Genomic DNA, 21,505 nt, shown 5'->3' on the forward strand with positions numbered 1-21,505 from the left:
TCCCCGCCTCAGGAGCGCTTGCATGCAGTCTTTGTCCCGTCGTCAGTTTCTCTCCTCTGCCAGTGCCGCCTGCCTGGCACTACCGGGCCTTCCAGCAGTCTTCGCCGGTAAAACCGCACCGCCGACACTCACCCTCGGCTTCAGCCTCTATGGCATGCCGCACATGAAAACCGAACAGGCCCTGCAGACCGTCGCAGACATCGGGTACGACTCCACCGAAATCTGCCTGATGGACGCTTGGGACGCCACGCCGCTCAAACTCAATCCGCAGCGCAGAAAGGCGATCGCCGGCAAGCTCGACGAGACCGGCCTCAAACTGACCTCGCTGATGGAACACTGTGACCTCACCGGCTCAAAAGCCAGTCAGAAACCGGTCCTCGAACGTCTCAAACGGGCCGCCCAGTTGGGGCATGATCTCAAACCCGATCAGCCCCCGCTCATCGAAACCACCGCGGGCAGCGGCAAGTGGGAAGACCGCAAAGAGGAAATGCGCGACAACCTCAAAGGCTGGGCTCAGATCGCGGAAAGCACACAAACCGTCATCGCTGTCAAACCCCACCGGGGTGGCGTCGTCGATCGCCCCGAACAGGGCGTCTGGCTCGTCGAACAGATCAACAGCCCCTGGATTCGACTCAACTACGATTATAGCCATTTCACACACCGCGACATCTCCCTGGAAGATTCGCTGAAAACCATGCTCCCCTACACCAGCTTCATCCAGATTAAAGACACCGTTCTTAAAGATAACAAAGCCCGCTTCGTTCTCCCCGGCGAAAGTGGCGACATCGATTACGTCCGCCTGCTCAAACTCGCTGTCGAGGGAGGTTACCGCGGAGATATCTGCTGCGAAGTCAGCGGCATGGTCTTCAAACAGCCGGGCTACGATCCCGTCGCGGCCGCCAAGACCTGCTATCAGAATATCGCTCCCGCCTTCCAGAAAGCCGGAATCCAGCGCGGCTGATCAGATATTGCATCCGTCCCATGAAGGGTTCGACGATGACGAAACAGAATCGAATTCAAACTGCCAGCATCGTGACTATAGCAGCCTTACTCCTGCTGTGCAGCTCGCTCTCCGCAGCGGAACCGGCCCCTTCCCGGGACAAACAGCTTGAATTCTTCGAACTGCATATCCGCCCGGTGCTGATCGATAAATGTGCTGACTGTCATACAGGCGGCGCAGACGCGGAAAGCCCGCTCGCCCTGCAGTCCCGCGCCGACCTGCTCAAAGGGGGCGACTTCGGCCCTGCCATCGTCCCCGGCAAACCTCAGGCCAGCCTGCTCTTTCAATCTATACAGCGGACCCACAAAGAACTGAAAATGCCTCCCGATGCGGAAGAGCGGCTCAATGCCGAAACACTGGGGCACTTCAAACGCTGGATTGAATGGGGCGCCCCCTGGCCGGAAGAACAGACGAAAGCACGCCCCACCACAGACACAAAGTCAGCCGAAAAACTGACCACCAGCCACTGGTGCTTCCTGCCCCGCCGGGAAGTCACACCACCGGAAATTGACGATCCCCACTGGTCCGGGACCGCCATCGATCGTTTCATCTACGCCCGCCTGCAGACAGAACAACTGACGCCCGTGCCACTGGCCGATCGCAGAACACTGATCCGCCGGGCCACCTTCGACCTTACCGGCCTCCCCCCCACGCCACAGGAAATCACAGACTTCCTCAACGATCCCGCTGCAGACGAAACCGCATTCGCCACTGTCGTTGATCGACTGCTCGCCTCTCCCGCTTACGGGGAACGCTGGGGCCGTCACTGGCTGGATGTCGCCCGCTACGCAGATACCCAGGGGGACGTCGGCGATTTCCCGATCCCCGGTGCCTACCTTTACCGCAACTGGGTCATTGACTCCCTCAACGACGATCTCCCCTACGATCAGTTTCTCACCGCCCAACTCGCCGGCGACATCCTCTCCCAACAGGAATCCGATCCGGCCCGGGCCAGGCAACTTAAAATCGCTACCGGCTTCATCGCCCTCTCCCGCCGGTTCGGCAACACCCGTTTTGAAGATCAGCACCTCACCATCGACGACACCATCGATACCATCGGCCGCGGACTCATGGGCGTCACGCTCAAATGCGCCCGCTGTCACGATCATAAATTCGATCCGATGCTCGCCACCGACTACTACGGACTCTACGGCATCTTCGAAAGCACCCTCTACCCCAGTATGGGCGCTTCGAATCAGCCCTCTCCCACGCAATTGGTCTCTGCTGAAAACACGCCCGGATCACAACAGAAAATCGACGCCTACTGGAAACTGCTCAGCCACTATCAACACCAGATCCGCAATCACTTCCGCCCCTGGCTCAAACCGACTCTCAAGGAATATAAAGAGGTCGCCGCAAAAATCGAACAGGCGAAACAGGCTGGTAAACCATTCGACAAACTGGAAGCCCGTCGACAGAAACTCCTCAACACCAAACAAGGCAAGTTTCGCGAACTGATGCTGCACGGTCTCCCCTGGCTCAAACAGGAAAAGGCCCGCCTGGTCAAGCAGCCCCCCGTGGAAATGCTCTACGCTGTCATCGATGGCAAACCGCATCACAGTCGTCTGCACCGCCGTGGCGATCCGGAGAACCAGGGGGATGTCGTTCCCCGCCAGTTCATCAGCGTCATCTCGGAATCGAAACCGGACCTCGACAAACAGCACTCGGGACGCCTCGAACTGGCCCGCTGGCTGACCAATCCGGAACACCCCCTCACCGCCCGCGTGATGGTCAACCGGCTCTGGTATCATCACTTCGGACAGGGCCTCGTCAAAACCGTCGATAATTTCGGCGTCCTCGGTGAAGCCCCCTCGCATCCAGAACTGCTCGATTACCTGGCCAGTCAACTGATCGCACACCAGTGGTCGCTCAAAGCCCTGCATCGACAGATCATGCTGACCCACGTCTATCGCCTCGACAGCCGGGACCAGCCGGAAAACAGTCGCCGCGATCCGGACAACGTCTACCTCTGGAAACACACCCGCCGCCGCCTCGACGCCGAATCCATCCGCGATGCCATGCTCTTCGTCTCCGACGAACTCGACCGCGAACAGGGCGGCCCGCACCCGTTCATCCCCTGGCATAAAAAAGGCTACAGCCTCAACGGTCCCTTCCACGAAGTTTTTGAGACCAACAAACGCAGCGTCTACCTGATGACGCAGCGACTCTACAAACATCCCTTCCTGGGTCGCTTTAACGGCCCCGAAACCAACGAAACCTCGGGCAGTCGGCACAGTTCGCATCTGCCCACACAGGCACTCTACCTGATGAACGCCCCCTTCGTGCCCCGACAGGCAGACGCCCTGGCACAGCGCATCGAACAGACATATTCAACACCTGCAGAACAGGTGGAACTCGCCTGGCAGTTGGCCTACGGTCGCCCCCCGACCGAATCCGAACAGTCAGACGCCCTTGAGTTTCTTAAAACGTATCAGGCACAACTGGCAGCAGAACAAACGCAGGATTCAGCAACAGAGGTCCCTTCCGCCTGGACCGCGCTGGCCAAAGTTCTGCTCACCAGTAACGAGTTCTTTTTTATTGACTGACCCCGCAATCCACCAGGAACGCAGTATGTCCGATTCCGCATTGATCTCTCGACGACAGCTTCTGCAGGCCGGCCTGGGGACCTCAGCAGGTCTCTGGCTCCCCCGCGTATTGCCCGCCGAACTCGCGGCCCCGCATCATCGGCCTCGTGCCAAACACGTGATCATGCTCTACATGTCCGGGGGCTACTCGCACGTCGACACCTTCGACCCCAAACCCGAACTCACCAAGCGGCACGACCAGTCGATCGGCAATGAAAACAAAGCCGCCGTCTCCGGTCAGCCCAAAGTGGAACGCTATCTCAAAGCCCCGCTCTGGAAATTCCGTCCGAACCGGGAGTGCGGCACGGAAGTCAGCGACCTCTTCCCCGAGATCCGTAAACAGATGCACGAAGTTGCGTTAATCCGCTCCATGAACTGCGATCACCGCGACCACGGCGAAGCCACCCTGCAACTGCACACCGGCAGCACCACCGCAGCCATGCCCGGCATGGGAGCCTGGCTGAGTTACGGCTTAAAATCATTCAACCCGAATCTCCCGTCACACGTCGTCATCTCCGAACATCGTCCCTACAACGGCCCCCAGTTGTGGGATGCCAACTTCCTCCCCGCGGTCAATACCGGCGTCCGCGTCATGCCCGGTAACGATCCGATCCCCTATCTCAAATCTCCCACGTCGCATACCCGCCAGCAGCTCGAACTCTCGTTGTTACAAAAACTGAATCAGCGTCACCTAGATCGCCGCGATCACGATTCCGAACTCACCGGTCGCATGAGTACCTTCAAAGCCGCCTCCGGTCTCCAGCGCCAGGCCCCCGAAGCACTCGACCTCTCTCGTGAATCGAAGTCAACACTCGAACTCTACGGCGCCGCACAGGGCGACCAGGCCAGCTATGCGGCCCAGTGCATCATGGCCCGCCGTCTCATCGAACGGGGTGTCCGCTTTGTCGAAATCATCGACGCCGTCGGTGCCTGCCGGGATAACTGGGATGCCGCGCACCGCGACATGGCCTCGCACGAAAAATACGCCTGCCGCGTCGATCAGCCCATCGCCGCCCTGATCACCGACCTCAAACAGCGGGGCCTGTTCGAAGAAACCCTGCTCGTCTTCTGCACCGAATTCGGCCGCTCCCCCTGGGCCCAGGACGGCAAAGGAACCAAATCCCGCACCCATCATCCCAACGCGTTCTCCTGCTGGCTGGCCGGCGGAAATGTACGCGGCGGCGTGATTCACGGCGAATCCGACGACATCGGTAACTACGTTGTCAAAGACCTGGTCCACATCCACGACTTCCATGCCACCATCCTGCACATCATGGGACTCGACCACGAACAACTCACTTACCGCCACGCAGGACGGGACTTCCGTCTCACCGACGTGCACGGACACGTCGTCAAGCAGATACTCCACTCCTGATCCCATATCGTACCCCTGACGATTTTAGCGACACCCGCGCTGATATTTTCCACACCTCAAATCACCTTTTCTCTTCAGAGAATGGGTTTCCTCGCTGTTTGACCAGCCGTAGACTTGAGTGAAATCGGAACGCATTTTGCGGCTCTCGCATTTAGCGACTCAGAAGTCGTCAAGATTTCTTTCAACTGTCAGGAGTATCAAATGGTCGGTTTTCTTCGAGTGATGTTAGTCGGTGTCCTCAGTCTCAGTACCAGTCTGGTTATGGCGGCTGGACCAGAACCGGCTCAACTCAAAGCCTCCCGCGACAAAGCGATCACGTTTCTCAAGAACTCCCAGAACGAAGATGGAACCTGGACCTTCAGCGAAGCCGCCGGCATCTCTGCCCTGGTCACTTCCGCACTTATTGAATCGGGTGTTCCCCTCGACGATCCCACGGTTGCCAAAGCACTCAACCGGTTGTCTGATTTCTGTCAGGAAGATGGTCGCATCTGTTCGGCTCGCAGCAATCACGCTGGCTATGAAACCGCCGTCGCCCTGATGGCCCTGCAGGCCGCCAACAAATCGGGCAAATATGATGAGCAGATCAACAAGGCCGGAAAATTCCTCCGCAGTCTGCAATTCGATGAAAGCAAAGATGTCAAACCCAGCGATCTCTCCTACGGCGGCGCAGGCTACAGCCCCGACGGCGGTCGCCCCGACCTCTCCAATACTGCCTTCATGATCCAGGCCCTCAAAGCCGCCGGTGCGAAAGATGATGACCCAGCGATTCAGAAAGCACTGACTTTCGTCTCCCGCTGTCAGAACCTGGAAAGCGAATATAACACCTCCCCGGCTGCTGCCAAAATCAACGACGGCGGATTCTACTACACGGTCGCCGCCGGCGGATCGTCACCTTCCGGCAAAACTAAAGAGGAAGGCCTCCGCTCATACGGCAGCATGACCTATGCAGGCCTCAAAAGCATGATCTACGCCGGACTGACTCCCAAAGATCCCCGCGTCAAAGCCGCCCTGGACTGGATCCAGAAAAACTACACCGTCCAGAACAATCCCGGCATGGGCGACAACGGTCTCTACTACTATTACCAGCTGTTTGCCAAAGCACTCGACACCGCGGACATGCAGCAGGTCAAAGACAGCAAAGGCAACACGCACGACTGGCGCAAGGAACTTGCCGACCACCTGTTTACCCTGCAGCAGGACAACGGCAGTTGGGTCAACTCCAAATCCAATCGCTGGTTTGAAGGAGACCCCAACCTGGTCACCGCCTACACGCTGCTCGCCTTGAAGAACTGCGAGTCAGCTCCTCCCAAGGATTAAGCGAAGATTAATCACGTTCCGGCGAAGCCAGCTTCCGCAGCCGCAGCCAGTCTGCGGCGCGGTCAGTCCAGCTGTCGACATTCGAATCGGCCACCGGTCGCATCCCGTAACCGTGACCGCCCGTTTCATAGATGTGCAGTTCGGCCCCGACGCCGTTATTTTTGAGAGCCGTATAATACAGAATACTGCTCAACGGCGTCGCATGGTCGTCATGTGCGTGTGCCATGAACACCGGTGGTGTCTTCTTCGAAACCGTGAAGACTTCATTCAGATTTCCGGTCTTGTCGTCCATCAGCCGCCAGGGATAAATCAGCAGGCTGAAATCCGGTCGACACGAAACTTTGTCGGTCGCATCCTGTGCCGGATATGCCCGTTCGTCAAATCGAGACGTCACCAGCGCCGCCGCCTGACCGCCTGCAGAAAAACCAATCACGCCGATCTGGTCCGGTTGCAGACCCCACTCTTTGGCCCGCTCGCGCACCAGGCTCAATGCCCGCTGCCCGTCCTGCAGGGGACGTTCAGAAAATGCCGGCAACTTATCGTTCGCCCGCTCGGGGGGAGTCTTGCCAGGCTTGGTTCGATAGTGCACCACAAACGCCGTAATCCCCATCGAATTTAACCACTGGGCCGTCTCTGAACCCTCTTTGTCGGCGACCACGTAGTTATAGCCCCCGCCGGGAAAGATCAGCACTGCCGACCCGTTCCGTTTGCCCGCCGGTGGCTGATAGAGAAACAGCTGCGGTCGCGTAATATTTTTAACGCGGGTTGCCGGCGGATTTTCATTCTCCCGTCGCGGCAGTTTTTCACCGGTATTCTTAGTCGTTTCGCCCGGCGCCATCCCGGGCCAGATATCGATCACCGCATCCGGCTCGCGTGCATCAACAGCACTCACCAGCCCACAAAACATACCTGCAAAAAATAGTGACAGCAGCGCCCACCGTCTCATACCAGTATCTCCTCAACAATTCTGGACGGTTCAACGCCCGTCAGTTTAAAATCAAGTCCCTGATGTCGATACGTAAATCGCTCGTGATCAATGCCCAGCAGATGCAGTACGGTCGCATGCAGATCGCGGACATGCACCGGGTTCTCGGCCACGTTGTAACTGAATTCATCGGTCATGCCGTAGGTCATCCCCGGTTTCACACCACCCCCGGCCAGCCAGGTTGTGAAGCACCGCGGATGATGGTCGCGGCCCCCTTCGGGACTGTCCCATTTGCCCTGCCCCGCGACACCGCGGCCGAATTCACCACCCCAGATCACCAGGGTCTCATCCAGTAGACCGCGCTGCTTGAGATCTTTCACCAAAGCGGCACTTGCCTGGTCGGTATCGCGACAGCGGGCCACGCACCAGGAACCGAGGCGGCTGTGATGATCCCAGTCCGGATGAAACAGCTGCACGAACCGCACGCCCCGCTCGATCAACCGCCGTGCCAGCACACAGTTGGCTGCGTAACTGCCGGGCCGACGCGAATCGGGACCATACAGTTCAAACGTCGATTCCGGCTCGTCGCTCAAATCATTCAGTTCTGGAATACTCGACTGCATCCGCCACGCCATTTCGTATTGCCGGATCCGGGTTTCAATTTCGGGATCTCCGGTCTGCTCGAGTCGCATCTGATTCAGTTCTGCAATGCCGTCCAGCATCCCCCGTCGGATCGGCCGCGGCATTCCGTCCGGATCGCGCAGATACAATACCGGCTCTTTCGCGTTTCGCAGCTTCACCCCCTGGTAACGGGACGGCAGAAAACCGCTGCCCCAGTAATGATCATATAACGGCTGATCGCTGGGCCGCTTCATCTTGGAGATCAACACCAGGTAGTCAGGTAGATTCCGGTTCTCGCTCCCCAGTCCATAGCTCGACCAGGCCCCGATTGACGGTCGCCCCGGCAGCTGATGCCCGGTCAGAAACTTCGTCATCGCGGGGGCATGATTGATCTGATCGGTGTTCATCGACTTGATGAAGCAGAGCTCGTCCGCCACTTCACCATGAAAAGGCAGCCACTCGCCCAGCGTCGCTCCGCTCTCGCCATAGCGTTTGAACTTCGTCCGCGAAGGCATAATCAACTGTTTCTGATTGGCCGTCATCGTCGTCAGTCGCTGTCCGCCCCGTACGCTTTCGGGCAGTTCCTTCCCCGCCCACTTCATCAGGTTGGGTTTATAGTCGAATAGCTCAATCTGCGACGGTCCCCCCGATTGTGTCAGGAAGATCACGTTCTTCGCTTGGGGTGGCTTGTGCGGCAGATCGGGTAGACCAATCGGCGTAACTTTCTCAGCCGCCCGACAGCGTGTCGCTTCCAGCAGTCCCAGTGCCATCGCGCCCAGTCCAACGCCTGCGCCCTGCCCCAGAAAATACCGGCGGGAGACTTCCAGTGCGGAATGTTCCAATGGCTCATTCATGGGTAATCGCCTCATCCAGGTTAAAGATCATACTCGCGACCACCATCCAGGACGCCAGCTCATCGGGTGCAACCTTGCTCGTGGCTGGCGGCTGTCCCACATCGAGCAGTTGCAGTGCTGCCTCGGGATGACTCTGATAATAATCGCGTGACTGCTCATACTCGCGTGCCAGCACCGTCTGCTCCTTAGCAGTCAGGGGACGGGATAGAATCCGCCGTGCGATGAAATCGATCCGCTCAGCCGGCGTCTGCTCCTCTTGAATCGCAGTCCGTGCCAACTCACGTGAGGATTCCAGAATCGTCACATCGTTCAACAGAGTCAGCGCCTGCAGCGGAGTATTCGTCCGCCGCGGCTGCACTTCACAGACCCGCCGCTGAGCACTATCGAACAGAAACGTCGGCGCACTCGAACGTCGCCAGAACGCATACAGACTCCTGCGGTACTGCGCCGCTCCCTGGCTCGGTTCATACGTGAAGCGTCCCATGAACATCTCGGCCCAGACACCCGGCGGCTGATAAGGCATCACCGGCGGTCCCCCTTGTGCCGGGTTCAGCAGTCCGCTGGCCTGCAGGGCCGCATCGTGAATCATCCAGCTGGGCAGACGGAAGCGGGCACCGCGGGCCAGCAAGCGGTTCTCGGGATCGCGGGCCAGCAGCGCGGGTGTGACGTCGCTTTGCTGCTGATACGTCCGGCTGGTGACGATCAGTTTCAGAATGTGTTGCAGATCCCAGTCGTGTTCCATTAATTCCACGGCCAGCCAGTCCAGCAGTTCCGGGTGTGTAGGCGCCTCTCCCTGCAGACCGAAGTCGCCCGGCGTCCGCACCAGCCCGGCACCAAAACAGAGCTGCCAGAGATGGTTCACCACCACCCGTGCCGTCAACGGATTCTGTTCCGCCACCAGCCACTGCGCCAGGTCCAGCCGGTCTTTTGTTTTCTCAACAGGCATCGGCAGGATCGCTTCCGGCACCGAGCGGGAAACCTCCTTACCATGCTTGTCCCAGACACCCCGCTCCAGCACATACGTCTTCCGCGGTTCTTTGCGTTCGGCCAGTACCATCACCGACAGGTCCCCGGCCGCTTTTTTTACCTGTGACAACTGGGCATTCGCCCGGTCCAGCTCCGCCTTCCGTCGCTGGTAATCAGCATGGTCCACCAGGAACTGTTCCAGTAACCGCTTTCTCAATTTCGGATCCAGCTCGCCCGGTTCTTTGACATTCGCCTTGGCCAATGCTTCCAGCGGCATCGGATCGAGTGACCGCACAGCCTGTCCCGGCTGATCGGTCAGCAGCAGTCGGAACCGGCCGATGTTCGCATCCCCCTCGGTGGAGCGATGCAGCATCACAAAGATCAGCTCTTCCCCCGGCTCCAGCACCAGCGGCTCCGCCAGTGCAAACACAGCGGTATGTTGCTGGCGGGCCGAGTACGTCTCGGTCGTCCAGCCGTTACGGGGATCGTCGTCCAACGTGTCTTTAATTTTGCCGTAGTTGCGACCTTTGGCAGACTTTTCAACATCCGCCACCGCAGAGGCAATTTCGATGTCGCGTAACTGGGAGCTCCCCTCGCGACGCACCTGCAGCTTGACATCGGTCAGAATGAATTCACCGGTTTTCCCCCGGGATAATTTACCATCCGTATGCGAGGGATGCGGAAAGACCTCCAGCCGCAGTCCGGTAACGCGGGGCAGCTTCGTTGATGCAGTCAGCCGATAGTCATCCTGGCGCAGGACGGGCCCACTCGTCTGGATGATGCCCTCGGCTTCCTGTTTCAACACCGTCCCTTCCACCGAACTCAGACCGGTAATCTGTGGCTGATACCAGGACTGAAAATCCTGTTGTTTGACTCTTTGTATCTGCTCGACCAGCCACGGTGCGAATTCCGCTTCCGCCTGCTTGCGGGCGGCGGCTTCCAGCGGCTTCCGGTCCTGTACGACCTGCTCCGCCTCTTTAATCGCCCGCTCCACCAGCGGTGATTTATACTTCAGATAAGGCTTTGCCCGACTCCCCGCTTTGCCGTCCTCGTCAATGCTGTTGAAGAAGGCGAACAGGCTGTAATAATCGGCCTGCGAAATGGGATCGAATTTGTGCGAATGACACTGGCAGCAGCCCAGTGTCAGCCCCAGCCAGACGGTCCCCGTTGTATTTACCCGATCGATGACATAATCGATTCGAGACTCTTCCGGGTCGCGGCCCCCTTCACCGTTGGTCATGTGATTCCGATGAAAGCAGGTCGCCAGTTGCTGCTCGGGAGTCGACTTCGGCAGCAGATCGCCGGCAAACTGCTCGACCGTAAACTGATCGAAAGGTTTGTTCTCATTGAACGACTGCACTACCCAGTCCCGCCAGGGCCAGTTCGTGCGGGTTGCATCCTGTTGAAACCCGTCCGTATCCGAATAGCGGGCCAGATCCAGCCACCACATCGCCATCCGTTCGCCGTAATGTTTCGATTTCAGCAGACGGTCTACCAGCTTCGCATACGCCTCCGGCGAATTATCATTCACAAACGCGTCGACTTCGGCCAGCGTGGGAGGCAGTCCCGTCAGATCAAAGGAGACCCGGCGGATCAGGGTTCGCTTTGCAGCAGCCGGGGAGAGGGACAGCCCCTCCGCAGCCAGCTTCCGCTGTACCAGCACATCGACCGGATGCTGCTTTGTTTCTTCCGCGCTGAATTTCACCTTCGCGGGCGGCTCAAACGACCAGTGCCGTCCCCACTGCGCCCCCTGCTCAATCCACTTGCGGATCGTTTCCACCTGCGACTTTGTCAACGGTTTGCGGTGCGAGTCCACAGGCGGCATCAGCAGATCACTGTCATCAGTACTGATTCTTGCCAGTAACTCACTCTGCTCCGGCTTCCCGGGAACGACCGCCGCCGTACCATCCCGATCTTCGATTGCCGCTTCGCGGAGATCCAGCCTGAGGCCGGCTTCGCGATGTGTGGGATCGGGACCATGACAGTGAAAACAACGATCCGAAAGGATCGGCAGCACATCACGGCTGAAATTCACCTCATCTTCCGCAAGACAGACTGTGCCCATCAGAAGAAAAGCTGAAAGCGCGATGAGAAATTTGAAGAAACCAGGCATGATAATCAATGCAGATTGAGATTCAGGCAGGAGATCGAACGGAGGCAGCCGGAAAGAATCACTTCGGCTTTATTCATGGTACTTACGCCCCTCCCCCAGGTCCAGAGAAACCCTCTTCCGGCATTCCGGAATACGGATCGTATGTCGACGAAGTCCTGATATTTCTTCCCAGGGAAAAATACATCAGTACAATCTGATCAGTTTTCCGCAATGCATCCTGAAAAATGCCCCAGACCCCACGGTCTGTTCACCCCGGGCACGGAAAAAAAGATTGACATGTGGTTTATCATATTTATTATTAATTAGTGATATTTACTTAAATAATGATCCTTTATTTCGCGCTCTTAAATACATTCAGCCGCTCAATCAATCGATTTCCGTTTATCATATTTTTTAAAGGAAATGAACATGGGCACCCACTTAAGACGCAAAGCATTCACATTAATTGAACTACTGGTCGTCATCGCAATTATCGCCATTTTGATTGCCTTACTCTTACCAGCTGTTCAGCAGGCACGGGAAGCGGCTCGCAGATCTCAGTGCAAAAACAATCTCAAGCAACTGGGATTGGCCTTCCACAACTACCACGACACCTTCGGCTGCTTACCCAACGGCAGCCATCCCACTCCCACCTATCCGGGCGGTGGCTATCACATGGGCTGGGCTCCCAAAATTTTCCCCTACATTGACGAGGCGACCCGGCTGCACGCCATGGAAGCCTTCTCCCCCAACCCGATCAGTGAACTCGCTCCCTGGCGGATCGATACCGCACCGCATAATGGCCGGAATGAAATCTGGGGACCCATTCCCGTTTTCGCCTGCCCTTCATCTGCCTTGGGCAATCGATCACCCGATATCGTGAATTCAACCCTTCCCTGGATTGTGAGTCATGGAGCGCTGCACTATCGCGCCTGTGCCGGTCGTGTTGATGATGTCACTAACCCTTCGGATGCTAATAACTACCGCTGGGCCAATACCGGACTGATTTTCCCACAGAGCAAAACCAGATTCCGCGATGTAATTGACGGAACAACCAACACTATTCTGCTTGGGGAATCGTCGTCTTCTTACGGCTGGTCAGCTTCAATGAAAGCCGGCTGGGGCGGAATTCAACCCTGGACCTGGGGCATGTACTGGTACACCGACACCAGACGTCTGATGCTGGACAGTAAAAACATCCAGTTCCCCATTAACTACCGTGGAAGTTTTGGTACCAACCATACTCCTTACACCAGCTACCACGTTGGTGGAGCACACTTCCTGATGGGTGACGGCTCCGTCCACTTCATCAGTGAGAACATCGATCTCGCACTGTTCAAAGGACTCGGCACCAGAGCCCAGGGCGAAGTTCTGGGTGAATGGTGATCTAAACACCTGAAATGGTTTTCTCCCGGAAAGAGCAGCTGTTCTTTCCGGGGGAGATTTACCTTGACCTGAATTGGTTTCAATCAATCCCTACCACACTTCACTTTACTACCAGGGTATTTCAGATGATCTCCAGACCTGTACCTTTCAACTTGAGAATATTTTGCAATCGTTTCGTTCAAGCTGTCATGTTAGTCCTGCTGATCTCCGTCTGGGGCTGTGGAGACGGCCATCCGGCTCGCTCTCCGGTCACAGGCAGCGTCAGTTATAATGGAGAGGTGCTGCATATCGGTTCGCTGGTCTTTATTCCCGTTGGTGGCGGTCCCCCCGCCCAGGGTAACATCGACCGGGACGGCAATTACTACATGGGAACATTCGATGAATCGGATGGTGTGATCCCCGGCGAATACAAAGTCATGATCACCGCCATGACCAGCGAAGGGGGTTCCGGCCTCCCGGAAGATGCCGTCAACGGCAATGCCGGTCCCGTGTCTGTCATTCCAGAATGGTACGGCGATCTCGAAAACTCCGGTCTTGTGGTCAGAGTCGAACCAGACAAACCCAACACGATCGACTTCCCACTGACCGACGACAAACCCAAAAAGGCCAAATGAGCCTGTTCCTGTTCTTGTCCCCTTCCTGTCGCAGATCAAACACTGATCTGCTGCAGGTCGGGAAATAAGTTTCTAACAACTCCGCATTTCTGTTCCCCGCCAGTTCCTCCCCCCTCGACCGAATTCGAGCCTTTCCACATCCAGGTGTACGCGAATCTACCGGAATAATGGCTTGTTCCCCGTCAAAACTCTCTATAATAATAGATACCCGCAATTATCACTCGACTACCCTCTCCGGAAATGCGATTTCGTTCCAGCGATCGTTTCCCTTAAAGAGCATTCATGACTACACATTCGCGTACCAGTCGCCAGCAGTTCGAAGAATATAAAACAGAGTTTCGTGAAACCCAGATCAAGGCCCAGCAGAAACAGGCGTCGAACCGGGACCGTTCCTCCTGGGAACTGATCCGCAGCTTTCTGGGACTGCTGAAAAACTACCGGGCCTCCGTACTGTTGTCACTGGGCACACTGACGATTGCGACCCTGCTCGCGTTAATCCCGCCCGCGGCCACAAAGTTCGTGGTCGACTATGTGCTCGATCAGAAACCACTGCCCGTAAATCTCCCCTCGTGGGTCCCGCATCAACCCTGGCCACTGCTGGTCACAATCACTGTTGGTGTGATTCTGATCTCGATGGTGCGTATCGCTCTGCAGATCTGGGGACGCTGGCATGCAACCCGCATCACCAAGTTGATTCAAATGAAGGTCCGCAAACTCGTCTTTGCGCACGCCGTCCGCCTCCCCCTGCACCGCGTCCAAGAACTTAAATCAGGTGGTGCGACCAGCATTCTCCGCGAGGATGCCGGCAGTGTCGGCGAACTGGTCTTCGGTATGCTCTATAATCCCTGTCGCGCGATCATCCAGTTACTCGGCAGCTTGATCATTCTGGCCTGGGTCGACTGGCGTCTGTTACTGGGCGCGCTGTTTCTGGTGCCGCTGGTCTACCTCACCCATCGTACCTGGATCAGTCGGATTCGTCCGCAACACCGCAAGATCCGTCAGCAGCGCGTTGCCGTCGATGCCCTGGCCACCGAGTCCTTTGGTGGCATGCGCGTCGTGCGTGCCTTCGGTCGGCAGCGGTCTGAGACAACCCGCGTGTTGCGCGGCAACCACCTGATGGGGCGCCAGGAACTCTACGCCTGGTGGTGGTCGCGACTGATTGAGATTGTCTGGGAAACCCTGATCCCGATCGCTTCGGCCTGCCTGCTCCTCTACGGCGGCTGGCAGGTGCTGCAGGGAGAACTCACACTGGGTGACCTGGTGATGTTCCTGGCTTACCTGCTGATGCTGCTCGGTCCGCTGGCCGTGCTTGCGCAGAGTGCCGCCCAGTTCCAGAACAGCCTCTCAGGACTGGATCGCGTGCTCGATCTACTCGCCGAACCTCGCGAAATGGAATCGGCCACCGCCAGAAAAATCAGTCGGGGCGATGTGGAAGGCCGCGTCACTTTCCAGGATGTGAATTTTCAATATCCCGGCTCGCTGCAATATGCCCTCGAGGACATCTCGATTGATATTGCGCCCGGCGAAACCATCGCACTGGTGGGTCCCAGTGGGGCGGGCAAAACCACCTTCTGTAATCTGGTCGCCCGATTTTATGATCCGACTTCAGGACAGGTGCAGCTCGATGGTCAGGATCTAAAAGACCTCGATGTAGAAAGTTACCGGCACCTGATCGGTGTCGTCGAACAGGATGTCTTTCTGTTTGATGGCTCCGTTGCTGAAAATATCGGTTATGGGAATCGACACGCGGAATTATCAGAAATTCAACGGGCTGCGGAAGTCGCGAATGCCGATGAATTTATTCAGCATCTGCCACAAGGTTATCAGACCCTCATTGGTGAGCGGGGTGTCAAACTGAGCGGCGGACAACGACAGCGTCTGGCCATCGCTCGTGCAATTCTGGCGGATCCCCGTCTGTTAATTCTTGATGAAGCGACCAGTAATCTGGATACCGAAAGCGAACGCCTGATTCAGGACAGTCTGGCCACATTGATGCAAAATCGTACCTGTTTTGTGATCGCCCACCGCCTGAGTACAATTACGCACGCCAATCGAATCGTCGTCTTTGAAGGGGGACGCATCATCGAAACCGGCACACACGAGACGCTCATGGAGACAGACGGCAAATACCGGGAAATGGTCCTCCTGCAGACCAGCCCCGCGGAAGTCAGCTGAACTGAAATGACTTTCAGGTAAAAAATCAATTCCACAAAACCCTTCGCGTGCGACGGGTTCCAAATTGAAAACCCCTGCATGCATGCGTACAATTTGATGTAAGAGTTAAAGCGTTTTCCCACCTGAACCATCCCTCAATCAAAAATAATATTTCAATCGTCGGTGACGTCATTTTCACGACGTCGTCGAGACACTCTAAAAGCCCCTTTCGTTTTACTGGTTATATTTAAATCACCGGGATGCTCCCGGAAAGGAAGAGACTCGAATGAACGTATCGGAACACCGAAGCTACCCCCTGCTGCTCAAACTCAGCGTGGCGACAGCCCTGCTGGCAGGACTGACCTGCACTCAGGCGGGAACAGCACAGGCTGCCGAAAAAAAATCAAACAAAGTGCAGCTGGGTACAGATGAACTTACACTGGGAGTTCCCGGCAAAGGCCCCCTCACCAAAGCTGAAATCAAAGAGTGGCTCGACAATCCCGAGAATCACCAGATTCTGGAAGTCACGCTCCCCCTCGGCCTCAGCGCCGGTCAGGCCCAAATGCAAGGCCTCAAAGAAAATCCCCTCACCAGGGCCAAAGTTGAACTGGGACGCCAGCTCTATTTCGACACGCGTCTCTCGTCCGATAACACCATCAGCTGTGCCAGCTGCCATCATCCCGATGAAGGCTGGGGACGACACACACAGTTCGGCATCGGTGTCCGGGACCAGGAAGGGGGCCGTAACTCGCCCATCAGCTACAACCGGATTCTCAGCGGTCCTCAATTCTGGGATGGCCGTGCCGCCACGCTGGAAGAACAGGCAGTCGGACCGATCGCCAACCCGATTGAAATGGCCAACACGCATGAGAACGCAGTGAAGACTCTCAAGAAGATCCCCGGCTATCAGATGCAGTTCAAGAAAATCTTCAAAGACGGCATCACCATCGATAACGTCGGCAAAGCCATCGCAGCTTTTGAACGTGCCGTGGTGACCGGACCGACTCCCTTCGATTACCAGGAGCAGCTCAAACCATTCCTCAAACTCGATAAGGAAGATCTGGAAGACTTCAAGGAAGAGTACGAAGCGGCCCTGGCAATGACCAAAAAACATCCCATGTCAGACAGTGCCAAACGCGGTATGAAACTGTTCTTCAGCGAAGAAGTCAACTGCGCCGCCTGTCACCTGGGTCCGAACCTGGCCGATGAAAAATACCACAACCTCGGCGTCGGCATGGATGCAGATAAACCGGACCTCGGTCGCTACGAAGTCACCAAACAGGAGAAAGATAAAGGTGCCTTCAAAACTCCCACGATTCGCAACGTCGAACAAAGTGCACCTTACATGCATGATGGATCGCTGGAGACACTGGAAGAAGTCGTGGAACACTACAACAAAGGGGGCACACCTAACCCCTGGTTGAGTGACAAGGTCAAAAAACTGAACCTGTCGGCCCAGGACAAAAAAGACCTGGTTGCCTTCATGAAAGCCTGTACCGGCCCCTTCCCCAAAGTAGAGTCGGGACGGCTGCCTGAGTAAGGCTGATGTAGCATTGTGAATTAAATTCGACAGCCCGGCTGAGAAGTCGGGCTGTTTTTTTTGTCTGCACATCACTAAGACAGATCTTCCATCCAGTGTAACATCAGGTTGATTTAAAATCTCGAAACCGTATAGTCTATAGCAAACATTTCAGACACGAACCCGACATCTGATCTGTTTTCCCTCAACGTTTCACTGATCTGTCATCACGAGGACAGCCCTTGAGCGGCGTACTGGAAGTTATCGTCTTAACCACCCTGGCCGGGATCACGATTCCCATCGGGGGATTTCTCGCGCTGATCGAACGGATTCATCCCCGCTGGCTGGAAGTCGAATTTCGACACTCCATCATCGCCTTCGGTGGAGGCGTCCTGCTGGCGGCTGTCGCCCTGGTTCTCGTTCCAGAGGGCATTTCCGAGCAGCCCCCCCTGATCGCAGCGTTGGCGATTCTATTTGGCGGCGTCTGCTTCATGATCGTCGACCGCATTCTGGCGACTCACAAAAACTCGGCCTCTCAGTTAATCGCGATGCTGCTCGACTTTGTTCCCGAATCCCTCGCATTAGGGGCTTCCTTCGCGACCAATGGAGAATCCGTCGGACTCCTGCTGGCGATCCTCATCGGACTGCAGAATCTGCCGGAAGGCTTTAATGCCTTTCGCGAACTCAACAGTTCTACCACCATGACGAAAAAATACATTCTGCCCGGTTTCTGTCTACTGGTACTGCTCGGTCCCATCTCCGGATTGATCGGATACTATCTGCTGGCACTCATTCCCCGGATGGTCGGCCTGATCATGCTCTTCGCCGCCGGTGGCATTCTGTATCTGACATTTCAGGATATTGCCCCCCAGGCCAAACTCGAACGTCGCTGGGCACCTTCCCTGGGCGCTGTTCTCGGCTTCGTCTTTGGACTGATCGCACAAATGGTCATCGCCTGAAGATCGACGTTTTTGCCTCAACCTCGACTTTCCCACATACTTTTCTCTGATACTCAGAGGACCGCTTTACAGTGAGCTGCTATAATGCAAGCTGACTGGCAGCACAACATCCGCCGAGCTGTGCGGGCATTCTTCATCACAGATCAAAGGGTCCTCAGTGTCAGACTCCCCCTCTGCCTCTTCGAGTACATCACTCTGGAAATCACTGGAAACCGTTATCGCGCTGTTCACGATTCTGATGATCGTGGTCTACCTCTGTCTGCGCTATGGCTGGAATGTTCCGGAAACAACTCAAAACATCCCTCTCTGGTCGGTCCTGCTGCTGGGAGGCACGCCCCTGGTCTGGGGCCTGCTGGTCAAAATGGTCCATCGCGAATTCGGATCTGATCTGCTGGCCGGAATCTCGATCGTGGTATCCGTCATTCTGGGAGAGTACCTGGCCGGCTCCCTGGTGGTACTGATGCTCTCGGGTGGTGAGGCGCTCGAAGCCTACGCGGTCCGCAGTGCCTCGTCCGTCCTTCAGGCCCTCAGCCGCCGCATGCCGTCCATCGCACATCGTAAAACCGATTCCCGCATCGACGACATCGCACTGGATCAGATTCAGATCAACGATACGATCGTGATCTTCCCGCATGAGACCTGCCCCATCGACGGAACCGTGCTCGAAGGGCACGGCGTCATGGATGAATCTTACCTCACCGGTGAACCTTATATGATGTCCAAGACACCGGGATCGCAGGTCCTCTCCGGGGCCATCAACGGAGAAGCGGCCCTGATTGTCCGCGCAGAGAAACGGGCCATCGACTCGCGGTATGCCAAAATCATGGAAGTCATGCAGGCTTCCGAACAGCACCGCCCCCGGATGCGGCGACTGGCTGACCGACTGGGAGCCTGGTACACGCCCCTCGCGGTTCTGATCGGCATTGTAGCCTGGGTGTTGACCGGCGACCCGGTCCGCTTCCTGGCAGTGATGGTCGTTGCCACTCCCTGTCCACTGCTGATCGCAATACCGGTCGCGATTATCGGTTCAATTTCCCTGGCAGCACGCCGGGCAATCATTGTCCGTGATCCAACATCCCTCGAAACCGCAGATACCTGTCGGACAATTATCTTTGATAAAACAGGCACATTGACCTACGGCGAACCTCAACTCACCGAACAGATTTATGCGCCCAACATGAATGCGGAGGAGGTCCTCAGCCTGGTGGGTAGTATCGAGCGGTTTTCCAAACACCCGCTCTCTCAGGCCATTCTGGATGCCATGCAGGAGGCCCGAGCCGTCGTGCATGAAGCGACCGAAATCAGCGAACCTCCCGGACAGGGCCTCAAAGGCACGGTCAACGGACACAGTGTCGAGATCACCAGTCGCAAAAAACTGCTGCACCAATACCCCGACCTGGAATCAGAGCTCCCCGAACAGGTCGGCGGGCTGGAATGCGTGATTCTGATCGACAATCAATATTCAGGGCTCTACCGGTTTCGGGATACGCCCCGCAACGATGGTCTCTCGTTTATCAATCATCTCTCCCCCAAGCATCACTTTGGCAGGACCATGCTGGTCTCCGGAGACCGGGAATCAGAGGTCCGCTATCTGGCCGAACAGGTCGGAATTCAAGAGGTCTATTTCAGTCAAAGTCCTGAGCAGAAACTGGAAATCGTCAACCAGGAAACAGCGCAAGCGAATACCATCTTCGTGGGGGATGGCATCAACGACGCCCCCGCACTCGTCGCTGCGACTGTAGGCGTCGCTTTCGGACAGAACAGCGATGTCACCACAGAAGCCGCCGATGTAATTGTGATGGACAGTTCCCTGCAGAAGATCGACGAATTCCTGCACATCAGTCGTCGTATGCGTCGCATCGCCCTGCAAAGCGCGATCGGCGGCATGGCGTTGAGCATGCTGGGCATGTTACTCGCAGCCGCCGGTTATCTCCCCCCGGTCGCTGGTGCGATCAGCCAGGAGGTGATTGATGTTCTGGCGGTGCTGAATGCCCTGCGCGTGGCCCTGCCTCCCAAAGCCCTGATCGATTTCAAACCGGGGGAACCGGACTGATCATTTCCGGATCAGATCAACTCTAAGAACCTACTGGGCTTCGAAGCGAACTTCAGGAATCCCCTTCTGCCAAGAAATCACGTAGCGACCGTCGGACGTGGGATAGACGACATCCTGTTTCAGCTCAATGTCGGTGGGCGAACTTCGTAATCGATACTGGGGTCGTCCCGGGATGATAAACTCTCCTCCCAGTTGCACAATCATCTGCGTGCGATCGCCGAGTGAATGCCCGATCGATTTGAAAATCTTGCCATCCAGATCGTTCTCCGTCACAAACTTCGCGGAAACGTCCAGGCCGGCTGCTTTCATATTCTGATACATGTCCCGCGCGTCTGCATACGGGCAGGTGGTATCCCCGCTGCCATGGATGATCAGAATCTTTGTTTCATGTCCCCGGGCCTTCATCAGTTTCAGATGATGCGGGTTGCCCAGATAACGAATCTCCTGGCCGCCGGGCGTCAGGTAGTCGGGAGAATGTGGATCCTTACTGTAGCGGGCATTCAGGCTGCTCCCGCCGGGGAGATTGTATGCGATGTCATTACTCAACCGGGGCATACCGCAGATATCGACCACCCCGGTAAACGTATGCGGTGCGAATTTATTACACATCAGGGTGACATTCCCGCCCCCCGATCCCCCGGTCGCATAGATCCGTTTGTCGTTGAACGGAATCTGCTTGTCCTGTAATCCCTGAAAGACAAACGCCAGCGCCCGCAGGGCATCAATCGCCTGCAGGTAACCGAAATCGTAAGGAGCTCCCGACTGGTCTTTCCACGAACCGCTCTGCAGATAGTCCACGGAGATCGCGATCACATTGAGTTCTTTAGTCAGCACACTCGGATTGCCGGCCCCCGAAGTATTCGTTCCACCCCAGTTATGCAGGTTGAGAATCAGCCCCGTCTCTTTATTCACCTGCTGCAGACTTTTACCGGGATAGTAAATGTAGACTTTGACTTCACGCGGCCCCGGCTGAAACGGCCATTCCTGTGTCGCGATGGTGACTGTGCCATCCTTGTCCGGCAATTCTGCGGCCTGCACAGCGAGGTTCCAGAACAGCACACAACATAGACACAAAATAGACAGAC

15 protein-coding genes are annotated in these 21,505 nt (G+C 56.5%); 11 read left to right on the top strand and 4 right to left on the bottom strand.

Annotated features, from left to right (window positions below):
* Positions 1-22 precede the first annotated feature (22 nt).
* The 4 genes from FYZ48_RS01800 (at position 23) to FYZ48_RS01815 (ending at position 6,277) form a co-directional block, all read left to right on the top strand.
* A complete protein-coding gene (locus tag FYZ48_RS01800) occupies positions 23-961 on the top strand; it encodes a sugar phosphate isomerase/epimerase family protein (RefSeq protein WP_149336919.1) in 939 nt (312 codons plus the stop codon).
* A gap of 35 nt (positions 962-996) precedes the next feature.
* A complete protein-coding gene (locus tag FYZ48_RS01805) occupies positions 997-3,546 on the top strand; it encodes a PSD1 and planctomycete cytochrome C domain-containing protein (RefSeq protein WP_187781829.1) in 2,550 nt (849 codons plus the stop codon).
* Between the two features lie 25 nt (positions 3,547-3,571).
* Positions 3,572-4,960 (top strand): DUF1501 domain-containing protein, encoded by a 1,389-nt coding sequence (locus tag FYZ48_RS01810; protein ID WP_149336923.1) that lies wholly within the window; start codon positions 3,572-3,574, stop codon positions 4,958-4,960.
* Positions 4,961-5,161: 201 nt separating this feature from the next.
* Positions 5,162-6,277, top strand: coding sequence for a prenyltransferase/squalene oxidase repeat-containing protein (locus FYZ48_RS01815; RefSeq protein ID WP_149336925.1), 1,116 nt, complete (start codon positions 5,162-5,164; stop codon positions 6,275-6,277).
* A 7-nt stretch (positions 6,278-6,284) separates the two neighbouring features.
* On the opposite strand, the gene FYZ48_RS01820 is transcribed toward FYZ48_RS01815, so the two are convergent.
* Genes FYZ48_RS01820 through FYZ48_RS01830 form a run of 3 tightly spaced genes read right to left on the bottom strand, consistent with a single transcriptional unit; the run spans position 6,285 to position 11,678 of the window.
* Positions 6,285-7,223: an alpha/beta hydrolase gene (locus FYZ48_RS01820; RefSeq protein WP_149336927.1), complete on the bottom strand. Its 939-nt coding sequence runs from the start codon at positions 7,221-7,223 to the stop codon at positions 6,285-6,287.
* Positions 7,220-8,677 carry a DUF1501 domain-containing protein gene (locus tag FYZ48_RS01825; protein ID WP_149336929.1) on the bottom strand — a complete coding sequence of 486 codons (1,458 nt, stop codon included), beginning with the start codon at positions 8,675-8,677 and terminating at the stop codon, positions 7,220-7,222. Before FYZ48_RS01825 ends, FYZ48_RS01820 begins: the two co-directional genes overlap by 4 nt.
* Positions 8,670-11,678 carry a PSD1 and planctomycete cytochrome C domain-containing protein gene (locus tag FYZ48_RS01830; protein WP_242022299.1) on the bottom strand — a complete coding sequence of 1,003 codons (3,009 nt, stop codon included), beginning with the start codon at positions 11,676-11,678 and terminating at the stop codon, positions 8,670-8,672. Before FYZ48_RS01830 ends, FYZ48_RS01825 begins: the two co-directional genes overlap by 8 nt.
* Positions 11,679-11,764: 86 nt before the next feature.
* On the opposite strand from FYZ48_RS01830, the gene FYZ48_RS01835 reads away from it, so the two are divergent.
* The 7 genes from FYZ48_RS01835 to FYZ48_RS01865 all read left to right on the top strand — a co-directional run bounded on the left by FYZ48_RS01835 (position 11,765) and on the right by FYZ48_RS01865 (position 20,420).
* The gene (locus FYZ48_RS01835) at positions 11,765-11,953 is read left to right on the top strand and encodes a hypothetical protein (RefSeq protein WP_149336933.1); all 189 of its coding nucleotides are present in this window, start codon (positions 11,765-11,767) and stop codon (positions 11,951-11,953) included.
* Positions 11,954-12,164: 211 nt separating this feature from the next.
* Positions 12,165-13,121 (top strand): DUF1559 domain-containing protein, encoded by a 957-nt coding sequence (locus FYZ48_RS01840; protein ID WP_149336935.1) that lies wholly within the window; start codon positions 12,165-12,167, stop codon positions 13,119-13,121.
* A gap of 188 nt (positions 13,122-13,309) precedes the next feature.
* Complete coding sequence (locus FYZ48_RS01845; protein WP_149336937.1) at positions 13,310-13,735, top strand: hypothetical protein; 426 nt, start codon at positions 13,310-13,312, stop codon at positions 13,733-13,735.
* 282 nt (positions 13,736-14,017) lie between these two features.
* Positions 14,018-15,910: an ABC transporter ATP-binding protein gene (locus tag FYZ48_RS01850; protein ID WP_149336939.1), complete on the top strand. Its 1,893-nt coding sequence runs from the start codon at positions 14,018-14,020 to the stop codon at positions 15,908-15,910.
* Positions 15,911-16,175: 265 nt separating this feature from the next.
* A complete protein-coding gene (locus FYZ48_RS01855) occupies positions 16,176-17,429 on the top strand; it encodes a cytochrome-c peroxidase (protein WP_149336941.1) in 1,254 nt (417 codons plus the stop codon).
* 221 nt (positions 17,430-17,650) lie between these two features.
* A complete protein-coding gene (locus tag FYZ48_RS01860; protein WP_149336943.1) occupies positions 17,651-18,367 on the top strand; it encodes a ZIP family metal transporter in 717 nt (238 codons plus the stop codon).
* Between the two features lie 238 nt (positions 18,368-18,605).
* A complete protein-coding gene (locus FYZ48_RS01865; protein WP_149337153.1) occupies positions 18,606-20,420 on the top strand; it encodes a heavy metal translocating P-type ATPase in 1,815 nt (604 codons plus the stop codon).
* A 30-nt stretch (positions 20,421-20,450) separates the two neighbouring features.
* On the opposite strand, the gene FYZ48_RS01870 is transcribed toward FYZ48_RS01865, so the two are convergent.
* On the bottom strand, positions 20,451-21,458 hold the full coding sequence (locus tag FYZ48_RS01870; RefSeq protein WP_187781830.1) for a DUF2920 family protein: 1,008 nt from the start codon (positions 21,456-21,458) through the stop codon (positions 20,451-20,453).
* Positions 21,459-21,505: the final 47 nt, after the last annotated feature.

The organism is Gimesia chilikensis (assembly GCF_008329715.1).
In the GTDB taxonomy this organism is placed as follows: domain Bacteria; phylum Planctomycetota; class Planctomycetia; order Planctomycetales; family Planctomycetaceae; genus Gimesia; species Gimesia chilikensis.

Bases quoted from the DNA above. Each gene is read 5' to 3' on its own strand.
- FYZ48_RS01835 (WP_149336933.1), top strand. From the start codon at position 11,765: ATGCAGATTGAGATTCAGGCAGGAGATCGAACGGAGGCAGCCGGAAAG.
- FYZ48_RS01805 (WP_187781829.1), top strand. From the start codon at position 997: ATGACGAAACAGAATCGAATTCAAACTGCCAGCATCGTGACTATAGCA.
- FYZ48_RS01855 (WP_149336941.1), top strand. From the start codon at position 16,176: ATGAACGTATCGGAACACCGAAGCTACCCCCTGCTGCTCAAACTCAGC.
- FYZ48_RS01815 (WP_149336925.1), top strand. From the start codon at position 5,162: ATGGTCGGTTTTCTTCGAGTGATGTTAGTCGGTGTCCTCAGTCTCAGT.
- FYZ48_RS01800 (WP_149336919.1), top strand. From the start codon at position 23: ATGCAGTCTTTGTCCCGTCGTCAGTTTCTCTCCTCTGCCAGTGCCGCC.
- FYZ48_RS01840 (WP_149336935.1), top strand. From the start codon at position 12,165: ATGGGCACCCACTTAAGACGCAAAGCATTCACATTAATTGAACTACTG.
- FYZ48_RS01865 (WP_149337153.1), top strand. From the start codon at position 18,606: ATGATCGTGGTCTACCTCTGTCTGCGCTATGGCTGGAATGTTCCGGAA.
- FYZ48_RS01825 (WP_149336929.1), bottom strand. From the start codon at position 8,677: ATGAATGAGCCATTGGAACATTCCGCACTGGAAGTCTCCCGCCGGTAT.
- FYZ48_RS01820 (WP_149336927.1), bottom strand. From the start codon at position 7,223: ATGAGACGGTGGGCGCTGCTGTCACTATTTTTTGCAGGTATGTTTTGT.
- FYZ48_RS01845 (WP_149336937.1), top strand. From the start codon at position 13,310: ATGTTAGTCCTGCTGATCTCCGTCTGGGGCTGTGGAGACGGCCATCCG.
- FYZ48_RS01810 (WP_149336923.1), top strand. From the start codon at position 3,572: ATGTCCGATTCCGCATTGATCTCTCGACGACAGCTTCTGCAGGCCGGC.
- FYZ48_RS01850 (WP_149336939.1), top strand. From the start codon at position 14,018: ATGACTACACATTCGCGTACCAGTCGCCAGCAGTTCGAAGAATATAAA.